The sequence below is a fragment of the Microvirga sesbaniae genome (assembly GCF_025460805.1).
Taxonomy (GTDB): domain Bacteria; phylum Pseudomonadota; class Alphaproteobacteria; order Rhizobiales; family Beijerinckiaceae; genus Microvirga; species Microvirga sesbaniae.
Genome location: NZ_JAMXFJ010000002.1, coordinates 519,817 through 532,777 on the forward strand (window position 1 = coordinate 519,817; position 12,961 = coordinate 532,777).

Here is a 12,961-nt window from a genome sequence, read left to right on the forward strand (position 1 = left end):
ACTGTCGAAATCATGGCTCAGCCCTTTGAATTTGCTCAAGGTGCGTGTAAGAGCCTCTCTCAACCTACAATCCGATCACATCCCGGCTGCGCTCGAAGCGCCGTAGCTTTACGGCCGCGCGGCTGGACACGCCTGGGTGGCCCAATGCCAAAGCGGACAGACATCTCCTCCATTCTCATCATCGGCGCCGGGCCGATCATCATCGGCCAGGCCGTGGAGTTCGATTACTCGGGCACCCAGGCCGTCAAGGCCCTGAAGGAGGAAGGCTACCGCATCATCCTGGTGAACTCGAATCCCGCGACGATCATGACCGATCCCGACCTCGCGGACGCCACCTACGTGGAGCCGATCACGCCGGAGATCGTGGCCAAGATCATCGAGAAGGAGCGCCCCGACGCGATCCTGCCCACCATGGGCGGCCAGACGGCGCTCAACTGCGCCCTGTCGCTCAAGAAGATGGGCGTGCTCGACCGGTTCGACGTGGAGATGATCGGCGCGACCGCGGAAGCCATCGACAAGGCCGAGGACCGGCAGCTCTTCCGTGAGGCCATGACCAAGATCGGCCTCGACACCCCGAAATCGCGTCTTGCCAACGCCTCGGCCCTCAAGAAGGCCGACCGGGACGCCTATCTGGCCGAACTCGCCCGCATGGAAGCCCTCGACATCCATCCGGGCGACAAGAAGCGGATGATCGCCGCCTACAAGCTCAAGTGGGATGCCGGCGAGAACGAGCGGCGCAAGCGCTACCAGGAGCACGCCATGGGCGAAGCCCTGCTGGCTTTGGCCGAAGTGGGCCTGCCGGCCATCCTCCGTCCCTCCTTCACCATGGGAGGGACCGGCGGCGGCATCGCGTACAACCGCGAGGAGTTCCTCGACATCGTCGAGCGGGGCCTCGACGCCTCGCCGACCAACGAGGTGCTGATCGAGGAGAGCGTGCTCGGCTGGAAGGAGTACGAGATGGAGGTCGTCCGCGACAAGGCGGACAACTGCATCATCATCTGCTCGATCGAGAACTTCGACCCGATGGGCGTGCACACGGGCGACTCGATCACCGTGGCGCCGGCCCTGACGCTCACCGACAAGGAGTACCAGATCATGCGCGACGCCTCCCTGGCGGTCCTGCGCGAGATCGGCGTCGAGACCGGCGGGTCGAACGTGCAGTTCGCGATCAACCCGGAGAACGGGCGCATGATCGTGATCGAGATGAACCCACGCGTGTCGCGCTCCTCGGCGCTGGCCTCCAAGGCCACGGGCTTTCCCATCGCCAAGGTGGCGGCGAAGCTGGCCGTCGGCTACACCCTCGACGAGATCGCCAACGACATCACGGGGGGCGCGACGCCCGCCTCCTTCGAGCCGACCATCGACTACGTGGTCACCAAGATCCCCCGCTTCGCCTTCGAGAAGTTCCCCGGCGCCGAGCCGACCCTCACCACGGCTATGAAGTCGGTCGGCGAGGCCATGGCCATTGGCCGCTCCTTCCCGGAATCGCTCCAGAAGGCCCTGCGCTCCCTCGAAACCGGCCTGACGGGCTTGGACGAGATCGAGATCGAGGGCCTCGGCAAGGGCGACGACAAGAACGCCATCAAGGCCGCCATCGGCACGCCGACCCCGGACCGGATCCTCAAGGTGGTCCAGGCCCTTCGCCTCGGCGTCAGCCATGACGAGGTCCATGCCTCCTGCAAGATCGACCCCTGGTTCCTGGAGCAGCTCCAGACCATCGTCGACATGGAGGCGAAGGTCAAAGCCCACGGGCTGCCGCAGACCGCCGGCGCCTTCCGCCAGCTCAAGGCGCTGGGCTTCTCGGACGCGCGCCTCGCGGTGCTCGCCCACAAGACCGAGGCCGAGGTGCGGGAGCTGCGCCGGTCGCTCGCCGTGCGCCCGGTCTACAAGCGGATCGACACCTGCGCGGCCGAGTTCGCGTCGCCGACCGCCTACATGTACTCGACCTATGCGGCGCCCTTCGCCGGGGCGCCCGTGGATGAATCCAACCCGTCCGAGGCCAAGAAGGTCATCATCCTCGGCGGCGGGCCGAACCGGATCGGCCAGGGCATCGAGTTCGACTATTGCTGCTGTCATGCCTGCTTCGCCCTGAAGGATGCGGGCTATGAGACCATCATGATCAACTGCAACCCGGAGACGGTCTCGACCGACTACGACACCTCCGACCGGCTCTATTTCGAGCCGCTGACGCAGGAGGACGTGCTGGAGATCATTGAGACCGAGCGGTCCAAGGGAACGCTCCACGGGGTCATCGTGCAGTTCGGCGGCCAGACGCCGCTCAAGCTCGCCCGCGCCCTCGAGGAAGCCGACGTGCCGATCCTCGGCACCTCGCCGGACGCCATCGACCTCGCCGAGGACCGGGACCGGTTCAAGCGCCTGCTCGACAAGCTGCACCTGAAGCAGCCGAAGAACGGCATCGCCTATTCCGTGGAGCAGGCCCGCCTGATCGCGGCCGATCTCGGCCTCCCCTTCGTGGTGCGCCCCTCCTACGTGCTCGGCGGCCGCGCCATGGCCATCATCCGCGACGAGGCCCAGTTCGAGGATTACCTGCTCGGCACCCTGCCGAGCCTCATCCCGTCGGACATCAAGGCCCGTTACCCCAACGACAAGACCGGCCAGATCAACACGGTCCTGGGCAAGAACCCCCTGCTGTTCGACCGCTACCTCTCGGATGCCGTGGAAGTGGACGTCGACTGCCTCTGCGATGGGAAGGACAGCTTCATCGCGGGAATCATGGAGCATATCGAGGAGGCGGGCATCCACTCGGGCGATTCGGCCTGCTCCCTGCCCCCCCGCTCGCTGTCGCCGGAGATCATCGCCGAGCTGGAGCGCCAGACGAAGGCTCTTGCCCTGGCGCTCGACGTGGGCGGCCTGATGAACGTGCAATACGCCATCAAGGACGGCACGATCTACGTGCTGGAAGTCAATCCCAGAGCCTCGCGGACGGTCCCCTTCGTGGCCAAGGTCATCGGCGAGCCCATCGCCAAGATCGCCGCCCGGATCATGGCGGGCGAGAGCCTCGCCACCTTCGGCCTGACCCCGAAGGAACTGCCGCATATCGGGGTGAAGGAGGCCGTCTTCCCGTTCAACCGCTTCCCGGGCGTCGACGTGCTGCTCGGGCCGGAGATGCGTTCGACCGGCGAGGTCATCGGGCTCGACCGGGGCTTCGGCGTCGCCTTCGCCAAGAGCCAGCTCGGAGCCGGCAGCCAGCTGCCCAAGACCGGCACCCTGTTCGTCTCGGTGCGCGACTCGGACAAGGAACGGATCCTGCCCGCCGTGCGGATGCTGGAGGAGGTCGGGTTCCAGATCGTGGCGACCGCCGGCACCCAGAAGTACCTCGAGGCCCAGGGCGTGAAAGCCCGGCGGATCAACAAGGTTCTGGAAGGCCGGCCGCACGTGGTCGACGCCATGAAGAACGGGGACATCCAGCTCGTCTTCAATACCACCGAAGGAGCGGGCGCCCTCTCGGATTCCCGTTCACTACGACAAGCTGCCCTCTTGCATAAGATACCTTACTACACCACTCTTGCAGGAGCGGTCGCCGCGGCCGAGGGCATCAAGGCATACCTCAGCGGCGATCTCGAAGTCCGGGCGCTTCAGGAATACTTTGCCTGAGGCATCCGGCCTCACATTGGAACTGCGAAGCTTCTGGTAAGTTTTCGTTGACATGCGAGGGCGCTGGCAACAGCGGCCTCGTACCTCTTTTTGGACGAGACACACGATGGACAAGGTCCCTCTGACGATCAAGGGTTTTGCGGCGCTCGAGGAAGAACTCAAGCAACGGCAGCAGGTTGAACGCCCCCGGATCATCCAGGCGATCGCGGAAGCCCGCGCGCTTGGCGACCTGTCGGAAAACGCCGAATACCATGCCGCCAAGGAAGCCCAATCCCTCAACGAAGGCCGGATCCTTGAACTCGAAAGCCTGATCTCCCGGGCCGAAGTCATCGACATCGCCAAGCTTTCCGGCGACCGGATCAAGTTCGGCGCCACGGTGAAGCTCGTCGACGAGGACACCGAGGAAGAGAAGACCTATCAGATCGTCGGCGAGCCGGAGGCGGATGTCCGCTCGGGCCGTGTGTCGGTCGCCTCTCCCATCGCCCGCGCGCTGATGGGCAAGACCATCGGCGACACGGTCGAGGTCTCGACCCCTGGCGGCGGCAAATCCTACGAGGTCGTCGGCGTCCAGTTCAGCGCCTGATCAACGGAACAAGGGGGCACGAACGATGAGAAATCCCATGACGTCCCCCGCGTCCCGTCGCACTCTCCTGAAAGCTCTCGCCTGCGCCGGCCTAGCCGGCGCGGGCTTTCCCATGGCGGCCCGGGCCCAGAGCTTCCCGCAAGCCTTCTCGTCCTTTTCGGTCGATGTGAGTGCCCTCAAGGACAAGGGTCTGGGGCCTTTCGCCGACCTCGTGGGCGCGGCCGCCCTCGACGAGTTGCGGCGCTCCTTCGCCGACCGCGTCGATTCACGCGGTCCCCGGCTTGTGCTCCGCCTGACGAGCGTCACCATGACGGCCTTCCCGGACAACAGCAGCGGATACAAAGGCCGAGGCGGCGGGGGCAACAGCGGGCACGATGCCCTGGAGGGCGAGGCCCTGGCCGTCGGCCGCCGGGGCGAGGTCCTGGCGAGCCACCCCATGCTGGCCGTGCTCGACGTGAATACGAGTCCCCTTACGCCGAACGAGCAGGGCCGCGCCGTCGCGGTGGCTCAGCATTACGTGCGCTGGCTCAGGCGGCAGATCTGACCCGCCGGGACCTTTGCCCGTGTGACCGCCGGGGCTAGCCCTCGGCTTCAGCCACATCCTCGATCGGCACCAGCGGCTCGTCCTTGATCAGGTCGAGGGTCAGGGCAGTGCGGACGTTGCGGACGTTCGGCAGGGAGGTGAGCTCGGACACGAGGCCCTGGAAGGACGCCAGGTTCGGGGCCACGCATTTCATGATGAAGTCGATATCGCCCGACAGGGTCCAGCACTCGCGGACCATGGACCAATCCTTCACCCGCTGCTGGAATTCCTGCAGCTCCTTCTTGCCCTGGATGTCGAGCTGCACCATGGCGAAGCAGACGATCTCGAAGCCGAGATTCTTTGGGTCGAGGATGGCCCGGTAGGCCTTGATGATCCCGGCGCTTTCCAGCGCCCGCACCCGCCGCAGGCACGGCGGAGCCGACAGGCCGACCCGGCGGGCGAGCTCCACATTGGTGATGCTGCCGTCGGCCTGCAGTTCCTTCAGGATGGCCCAGTCGATGGAATCGAGGCGTCCGCGCACGGTAACTCCGCTCATGCATGACAAGGCCGGGGACCGATCGGTCAGCCTCGTCCTGCGGCATCTGGTCAAAAATTCTCGTCTTGGCTGACTAGACCGTATAATGGTTCCGCACAAGGAGGACGGGCGATTAAGTCGCAACGAACTTCATGAACTCCACAGGCTCGTTGATCGAATGTTGCGCGCTGATGCCGGCCTTATCACCTGGGCGCTGACCGACGGCAAGGCCGGGGACGAGTTGCAGGTCCTGAGCGTCGCCGAGGCCCTCGGCTTGACCCCCGAGATCCGCCGCGTCCGGCCGAAGGCGCCCTTCAGCTGGTTGATGCCGTGGGGACCGGTCGATCCGCGGGAGCGGCCGGGCTCCTCTGACAGTCCGCTTGCGCCGCCCTTTCCCGACCTCGTCATCGCGTCCGGCCGTCGGGCCGTCGCCTATCTGCGCTACCTGAAGAAGGCCACGGGCGGGCGGGCCTATACGGTGTTCCTGAAGGACCCCCGGACGGGCCCGAAGGCCGCCGACTTCATCTGGTCGCCGATCTATGACCGTCTCCGGGGGCCGAACATCCTGAACACCCTGACCCCGCCCCACCGGGTGTCCGCCCGGCGCCTGGAGGAGGCGCGGGCCCGGCCCGATCCTCGCCTGTCGCGTCTCCCCGGCCCGCGCGTCGCCGTGCTGGCGGGCGGGAACAGCCGCCATCACCGGTTTTCGGACGAGGATATCGCCCGCTTCCTCCGGCACCTGAGCGCGGTCGCCGGGACCGGAGCCGGCCTCATGGTCACGGTGTCGCGCCGCACGCCGCCCGCCTTGAGGCGGGCTCTCATGGCGCTTACGGTGGAACAGGGCGGATTCCTGTGGGACGGCGCGGGCGCCAACCCCTACGTGGACCTCCTCGCCCTGGCCGACTTCGTCGTGGCGACGGCGGATTCCTTCAACATGATCGGCGAAGCGGCGGTGACCGGCCGGCCGATCCTGGTCTTCGAACCCTCCGGGGGACACCCGAAACTGGATGTTTACTTGCGGGCCCTTAAGGACCATGGAGTTGTGCATCCCTTCGAGGGTCGTCTTGAAGGACGGCCCTATGAACCCCTAAATTCAACACCCAAGGTCGCGGAGGCCATAGCCGAGGGCTTGAGCCGCCACCGCCGCGCTCTCGGCCTGCCGGATATCGCCCTGTCACTGGAGACCCCCTGATGGCTCATTCTCACGCCAAGCTCATCATCATCGGCTCGGGACCGGCCGGCTACACGGCAGCGATCTATGCGGCCCGCGCCCTGCTCGAGCCCGTGATGATCTCCGGCTTCCAGCCCGGCGGGCAGCTCATGATCACCACCGACGTGGAGAACTACCCGGGCTTCGCCGACGTGATCCAGGGGCCGTGGCTCATGGAGCAGATGCGCATGCAGGCGGAGCACGTGGGCACGCACATGATCTCCGACCACATCACCAAGGTGGACCTGAAGCAGCGTCCGTTCCGGCTCGAGGGCGATTCCGGCGCGACCTATACCTGCGACGCGCTGATCGTCGCCACGGGCGCCCAGGCCAAGTGGCTGGGCCTCCCGTCCGAGGGCCAGTTCCAGGGCTTCGGCGTGTCGGCCTGCGCCACCTGCGACGGCTTCTTCTATCGCGGCAAGGAGGTCGTGGTGGTGGGCGGCGGCAACACCGCCGTCGAGGAGGCGCTTTACCTCGCCAACCTCGCGTCCAAGGTCACGCTCGTCCATCGCCGGGACAGCCTGCGCGCCGAGCGCATCCTGCAGGACCGCCTGTTCAAGCACCCCAGGATCGAGGTGATCTGGAACTCCGCCGTCGAGGAGATCTGCGGCAGCGAGAACCCCTCCTCCGTCACCCATGTGCGGCTGAAGAACATCGTTTCGGGCGAAACCTCGGACTTCAAGACGGACGGCGTCTTCATCGCCATCGGCCACAAGCCGTCGACCGAGCTGTTCACCGGTCAGCTGGACATGAAGTCCGGCGGCTATCTGCTGACGAAGCCCGGCTCGACGGAGACGAACATCCCGGGCGTCTTCGCGGCCGGCGATGTCACGGATGACATCTATCGGCAGGCGGTCACCTCGGCAGGCATGGGCTGCATGGCGGCCCTGGATGCGGAGCGCTATCTCGCGGCCCTCGAAGCCACCCAGGAAGCTGCCGAATAAAGTTTATTAACAACTGGTTAGGTCTCGGGGCGATTTCCTGTTGCGTCGGACCCTCGGCTCATAAGAGATAAGAGTTGCCTTGCGTCAGGAGCATGCGGGGCATGAGGGGAATGCCGTGGACTGGGATAAAATCCGGATTTTCTATACGGTCGCAGAGGCAGGAAGCTTCACGCGGGCCGGAGACGATCTGGGCTTGAGCCAGTCGGCGGTCAGCCGTCAGATCAGCGCCCTCGAGCGCGAGTTGAAGGCCCCTCTCTTCCACCGCCACGCCCGGGGCCTGATCCTGACCGAGCAGGGCGACCTGCTGTTCCGGGCCGCCCGCGACATGCGCATGCGGCTCGAAACCACGAAGGCCCGGCTCGTCGAGACCAGCGAACGGCCCTCGGGCGAGCTGAAGGTGACGACGACGGTCGGTCTCGGCTCCATCTGGCTCGCCCAGCGCATCGCCGAGTTCCTCGATCTCTATCCCGATGTCCGGGTCGAGCTGATCCTGTCCAACGAGGAGCTCGACCTCGCCATGCGCGAGGCGGACGTGGCCATCCGGTTGCGCCGGCCGGCCCAACCCGACCTGATCCAGCGACGGCTCTTCACCGTGCATTTCCACGTCTATGCCTCGGCGGATTACCTGAAGCGGTTCGGCGAGCCCAAGACCCTCGAGGATCTGGACGAACACCGGATCGTCTCCTTCGGGGGCGACCAGCCTTCCTATCTGATGGCCGTCCACTGGCTGTCGACCGCCGGCCGCGAGGGCCGCGAGCCGCGCCAGTACCACTACGTCGTCAACAACATCACGGCGCTCAAACTGGCCGTCGAGACGGGCGCGGGCATCGCGGTGCTGCCGGATTATGCGGTCGTCGGCAATCCGGACCTGATCCAGATTCTGCGGGACGTGGAAATGCCCTCCCTCGACAGCTATCTCGTCTATGCCGAGGAGATGCGCTCGGTCGCCCGCGTCCAGGCCTTCCGGGACTTCCTGATCTCCAAGGCGCAGCGCTGGACGTTCTAAAACATCGGACCCGCTGCGGGTCCACTTTTGGTCCGAGTCTCCGGCCGCCGAATCCCCGGTCAAGCTTGATGGTTTCGGAATCGTGTCCTTCCCGTGACAAAGCCATGCACCTGGCGCAGCCCTTTTATGAGGCATGCTGCATTGCAAATAAGCGCCATGCGCCCGATATCACCAGTGGCTGATTTCAACGCGGCACCGCTTTCTTCCTCCCGGCGCTGCCGTGTCGGCCGTTCCCTCTGGAAGGTTTTGACTTTTGTCGGACCTCTACTTTAGCCGGGCCCTGTGCCCGGCTTTTTTCTTGTCACGCCCGGAGGATCCGCTCAGCGGGCCTGGGATTGCTCCACTTCCTCCTTGAGCGCCCGGCGCAGGACCTTGCCCACATTGGTCTTCGGCAGGGTCTGCCTGAATTCGATGCGGCGAGGCACCTTGTAGCCCGTCAGGTTTTCGCGGCAGAACTGGCGCAGCTCCTCGACGGTGAGCGCCTGATCCCGGCGGACCACATAGGCCACCACGACCTCGCCCGAATGCTCGTCCGGCAGGCCGATGACAGCCGCTTCCATGACGCCTGGATGCTTGACGATCACGTCTTCCACTTCGTTCGGATAGACGTTGAATCCGGACACCAGCACCATGTCCTTCATCCGGTCGACGATCTTGACCTGGCCGTCGGGCAGGATCACCGCCACGTCGCCGGTCCGGAACCAGCCGTCCGGGGTCATGACCTTGGCGGTCTCGTCGGGCCGCTGCCAGTAGCCCGCCATGACTTGCGGGCCCTTCACGCAGAGCTCGCCCCGTTCTCCGGGAGGCATGACCGTCCCGTCGTTCGCGCGCACGGACACGTCGGTCGACGGCAGCGGGTAGCCGATGGTTCCGGTGAACGCCTCGATGTCGAGCCGGTTGGCGCAGACCACGGGCGAGGTCTCGGACAGGCCATAGCCCTCCACGATGGGCTGGCCCGTCACCTCCTTCCACTTTTTCGCCACCGCCTCCTGGGTGGCCATGCCGCCGGAGACCGCGAAGACCATCTGGGAGAAATCGACCTTCTCGATGCCGGGCGCGTTGGCCAGCGCGTTGTAGAGGGTGTTGAGGCCCGACATCAGCGTGATGCGGCTCTTCTGCAGCGTCTTGACGAAGCCCGGGATGTCGCGCGGATTGGCGATGAGAAGCTGGCAGCCGCCGATCCGGGTCATCAGCATGGCGCAGACCGTCAGGGCGAAGATGTGATAGAGCGGCAGGGCCGTGACCATCACGTGATCCTCCCGGTCGCCGAAGAACGGCCGCATCCAGGCCTCGCACTGGAGCACGTTGGCCGCGACGTTGCGGTGGAGCAGGGTCGCGCCCTTGGCGACGCCGGTCGTGCCGCCCGTATATTGCAGGAAGGCGATGTCGTCGGGCGAGACCGCAATGGGCTCGGCCTTCCGCCTGGCGCCCTCGGCCACGACCGATCGGAAGGCCACGGCCCGCGGCAGGCTGAAGGGCTTCACGGCCTTCTTCACATGGCGCGAGACCAGGTTGACGATGGCGCCCTTCAGACCCAGCAGGTCGCCCGGCGTGACGAGCACGACCCGGTCCAGGGCGAGGTCCGGCAGGGCCTCCTCGACGGTGGCGGCGAAGTTCTCGAGAACGAACAGGAACCGGGCGCCGGAATCCTTGATCTGGTACGTCAGCTCCCGCGGGGTGTAGAGCGGGTTGACGTTGACCACCGTGCCGCCGGCGAGCAGCACCCCGAACAGGATCGCCGGGAAGGCCATCACGTTCGGCAGCATGATGGCGACCCGGTCGCCCTTCCTCAGCCCCTGCCCCTGCAGCCAGGACGCGACCGCATCGGCCTGGCGCCCCAGGGCCGCGTAGGTCATGCGCGTGCCGAAGCTCTCGACGGCGGCCCGGTTCGGGTAATCGGCCACAGCCCCGAGAAACATGTCGTTGAGAGTGCCGACACGGGCCTCGTCGATGGTCTTGGGAACCTGCGCGGGATAGGAGGCGAGCCAGGGGCGGGCGGCGGAAGGATCCGAAGCGCCTGCCGTGGCCGGCGCCGGGGTCGTGGCATTCATCATCGTCTCCGCTTCGCGGCAGGTTGGCTTCATGGGAGATGGCGTCTCCGTCAAAGCTTAACTTGGCGCGGGCAAGTCCATTTGTCGACGGGAGTAGTTTAGACCTGAACGATCGTCTAGAGACTCGGACCCAAAAGTGGACACCACTTTTGGGTCCGAGTCTCCCACTGTTGGCCCGGGCCTCGCACGGGAGACGCGGATCCGCACTGCCGGCCCCGTGCGCGCCCGTCTGGTCTCAATGCGCCTTCTGCAGCACCATCTCGGCCGGGCGGCCGCTCAGTTCCGCCATGTGGTCGAACCGGGTCGAGAAGGATCCGACCCCAGCCGTCGCGGAGCGCAGCTCGACGATGAGGTCGCCGATCTCCGATTCCGGAATCGTGGCGCTGAGCACCTGCCAGCCCGACCAGCCGGGCCGCTCGTCGTAGCCCAGGATCTGCCCGCGCCGCCCGGTCACCAGGGCGGTCGCCTTGGACAGGGCCTCGGACGGGATCGTGATCTCGACCGACAGCACCGGCTCCAGCAGCACGGGCTTCGCCTTGGGGAGCGCCTCGGCCAGGGCGAGCCGGGCGGCGGCCTGGAAGGCGGCGTCGGAGGAATCCACCGTGTGGTAGGAGCCGTCGGTGAGGGTCACCGCGAGATCCACCACCGGGAAGCCGAGGGGCCCGGCCCTGAGCGCGTCCCGAACCCCGGTCTCCACGGACGGGATGTACTGGCGCGGCACCACGCCGCCGGTGATCTGGTCCTGGAACGCGAACCCCTCCCCGCGCGGCAGCGGCTTGATTTCGATCATCACGTCGCCGAACTGGCCGTGCCCGCCGGTCTGCTTGCGGTGGCGCCCGCGGGCGGAGGCCGGCAGCTTGATCGTCTCGCAATAGGCGACCCTCGGCTTGGCGGTCTCGACCCCGACCTGGAACCGGGAGGCGAGCTTTTCCACCGCCACGCGCAGGTGCATCTCGCCCTGGCCGTGGAGCCGGATCTCGCCCATCTCGGGCCGGTTCTCGACGGCGAGCGACGGGTCCTCCTCGGTGATCTTGGCGAGCGCGCTCGACAGGCGCACGTCGTCCTTGCGGTCCTTCACCTTGAGGGCCAGCACGTAGACCGGCTCGGGCGGCACCGGCGACACGATGGCCTCCGGGCGCGCCTTGCCGGCCGCGAAGGCGTCCCCGGTGGCGATCCCTTCCAGGCGGCCGAACCCGACCGTCTCGCCGGCGGCGGCCTCGGCTTTGCGGTTCATGGCGGAGCCGACCAGGGTGGCGAGGCTGCCGATCCGCGCCTCCGCGCCCCGGGACCCGACCACAGTGTCGCCCTCGCGGAACGCGCCGCGCATGATCCGGGCGAGGGTGAGCTTCCCGCCCTGGCCCATATGCAGGGTCTTCATGGCCTGGGCGAGCGGCGCTCCCTCGTCGGACAGGCCGAGGCGCGCCCGGGTCTGCGCCAGGCCGGGCGCCTCGTGGCGCAGCGCCTTGAGCAGCCGCGTGATGCCGTTGCCGCGCTCCGCCGAGCCGATCAGGGCCGGCACCACGTGCCGTTCCCTCAGCTCCTTCGACAGGTCGTCGAAGATCTGGTCGCGCGGAGGCTCGATCTCGGAGATCAGCTCCTCCATGAGTTCGTCGTCGTAATCGGCCAGGCGTTCCAGCATGGCGAAGCGCGCTTCCTTCTCGCGCGGCAGCTCGCCCTCGGGCAGGTCGACGATCTCGCTCGGCGCATGCTCGCGGTAGATGAAGGCGCGCTCCAGGGCGAGGTCGATGAAACCGATCGCGATGCCATCCTTCCAAAGCGGGATCTGGCGCAGGAGCAGCGGCGTGCGCGAAGCCTGCTGGAGCAGCGCCAGGGTCTCGCGGATGCGCTGGGTGGCCGTGTCGATCTTGTTGATGAACAGGAAGCGCGGGATGTCCGCCTCCTCCAGCTCCCGAAGGATGATCTCGAGGGCCGGGATCTTGCGTTCGTCCGCCTCGCAGACGACGACCGCCGCGTCGCAGACCGGCGTCACGTTGCGCATCTCGTGCAGGAATTCCGTCGAGCCGGGGCAATCCACGAAAGTCATGCTCTCGCCGAGGAACTCGACCGTGGCCACGTTGGGCTCGATGCTCATGGCGTGGGCGCGGGCTTCCGCGCTCGCATCGCCGACGCTGTCCCCGTTGGACACGCGGCCCGCCCGCGAGATCGCACCGGTGCGCTCCAGGATCGCTTCCAGGAGCGTGGTCTTGCCGCTCTGAAACGGGCCGACGATTGCGATGCATCGCGGGCCCGAACCTAGTCTGCCGTTGGGTGCCATAGGGTTCATCCTCCCTGCCCCCACTTCGGACATTCTCTTCCGACGCTCTCTTCACGGACGCTTTACCGTGAATGCTCTGCCTCGGATGGTGAGTTGGCAAGAGGTCTTTTGAGGGCGCCGGGCGGGCGGAACGGGCCGCTCCGTCACCCTCCCGGCCACTGGACCCATCTCATGGCCGGCCTTGTGCCGGCCATCCCGATCCGGTGAAGCGCGGCGCTC

9 protein-coding genes are annotated in these 12,961 nt (G+C 66.6%); 6 read left to right on the top strand and 3 right to left on the bottom strand.

Features of this window, described 5'->3' with window-relative positions; genetic code table 11:
• Positions 1–144 precede the first annotated feature (144 nt).
• From carB to OCW50_RS05065, 3 genes are all read left to right on the top strand, one after another.
• On the top strand, positions 145–3,615 hold the full coding sequence (gene carB, locus OCW50_RS05055) for a carbamoyl-phosphate synthase large subunit (protein WP_262296652.1): 3,471 nt from the start codon (positions 145–147) through the stop codon (positions 3,613–3,615).
• Between the two features lie 106 nt (positions 3,616–3,721).
• Positions 3,722–4,198 (top strand): transcription elongation factor GreA, encoded by a 477-nt coding sequence (greA, locus tag OCW50_RS05060; protein WP_262296653.1) that lies wholly within the window; start codon positions 3,722–3,724, stop codon positions 4,196–4,198.
• 37 nt (positions 4,199–4,235) lie between these two features.
• Complete coding sequence (locus OCW50_RS05065) at positions 4,236–4,742, top strand: hypothetical protein (RefSeq protein WP_262296654.1); 507 nt, start codon at positions 4,236–4,238, stop codon at positions 4,740–4,742.
• Between the two features lie 34 nt (positions 4,743–4,776).
• On the opposite strand, the gene OCW50_RS05070 is transcribed toward OCW50_RS05065, so the two are convergent.
• Positions 4,777–5,262, bottom strand: coding sequence for an Lrp/AsnC family transcriptional regulator (locus OCW50_RS05070; protein ID WP_262296655.1), 486 nt, complete (start codon positions 5,260–5,262; stop codon positions 4,777–4,779).
• A gap of 172 nt (positions 5,263–5,434) precedes the next feature.
• Here OCW50_RS05070 and OCW50_RS05075 point away from each other — a divergent pair, with 172 nt between their 5' ends.
• The 3 genes from OCW50_RS05075 to OCW50_RS05085 all read left to right on the top strand — a co-directional run bounded on the left by OCW50_RS05075 (position 5,435) and on the right by OCW50_RS05085 (position 8,416).
• Positions 5,435–6,448 carry a mitochondrial fission ELM1 family protein gene (locus OCW50_RS05075; protein ID WP_262296656.1) on the top strand — a complete coding sequence of 338 codons (1,014 nt, stop codon included), beginning with the start codon at positions 5,435–5,437 and terminating at the stop codon, positions 6,446–6,448.
• Entirely contained in the window at positions 6,448–7,410 is a 963-nt protein-coding gene (gene trxB / locus OCW50_RS05080) for a thioredoxin-disulfide reductase (protein ID WP_262296657.1), read from the top strand. The genes OCW50_RS05075 and trxB overlap by 1 nt, the downstream gene beginning before the upstream one ends.
• Before the next feature lie 115 nt (positions 7,411–7,525).
• Complete coding sequence (locus tag OCW50_RS05085; protein WP_114945399.1) at positions 7,526–8,416, top strand: LysR family transcriptional regulator; 891 nt, start codon at positions 7,526–7,528, stop codon at positions 8,414–8,416.
• A gap of 320 nt (positions 8,417–8,736) precedes the next feature.
• Here OCW50_RS05085 and OCW50_RS05090 read toward each other — a convergent pair whose 3' ends face one another.
• Positions 8,737–10,467, bottom strand: coding sequence for an AMP-binding protein (locus OCW50_RS05090; RefSeq protein ID WP_262296658.1), 1,731 nt, complete (start codon positions 10,465–10,467; stop codon positions 8,737–8,739).
• A 235-nt stretch (positions 10,468–10,702) separates the two neighbouring features.
• Complete coding sequence (locus OCW50_RS05095) at positions 10,703–12,742, bottom strand: elongation factor G (protein WP_262296659.1); 2,040 nt, start codon at positions 12,740–12,742, stop codon at positions 10,703–10,705.
• Between the last annotated feature and the right edge of the window lie 219 nt (positions 12,743–12,961).

Excerpts from the sequence above, each read along its gene's own strand:
- greA (WP_262296653.1), top strand. The coding sequence starts at position 3,722 with ATGGACAAGGTCCCTCTGACGATCAAGGGTTTTGCGGCGCTCGAGGAA.
- OCW50_RS05090 (WP_262296658.1), bottom strand. The coding sequence starts at position 10,467 with ATGAATGCCACGACCCCGGCGCCGGCCACGGCAGGCGCTTCGGATCCT.
- trxB (WP_262296657.1), top strand. The coding sequence starts at position 6,448 with ATGGCTCATTCTCACGCCAAGCTCATCATCATCGGCTCGGGACCGGCC.
- OCW50_RS05065 (WP_262296654.1), top strand. The coding sequence starts at position 4,236 with ATGACGTCCCCCGCGTCCCGTCGCACTCTCCTGAAAGCTCTCGCCTGC.
- OCW50_RS05095 (WP_262296659.1), bottom strand. The coding sequence starts at position 12,742 with ATGGCACCCAACGGCAGACTAGGTTCGGGCCCGCGATGCATCGCAATC.
- carB (WP_262296652.1), top strand. The coding sequence starts at position 145 with ATGCCAAAGCGGACAGACATCTCCTCCATTCTCATCATCGGCGCCGGG.
- OCW50_RS05075 (WP_262296656.1), top strand. The coding sequence starts at position 5,435 with ATGTTGCGCGCTGATGCCGGCCTTATCACCTGGGCGCTGACCGACGGC.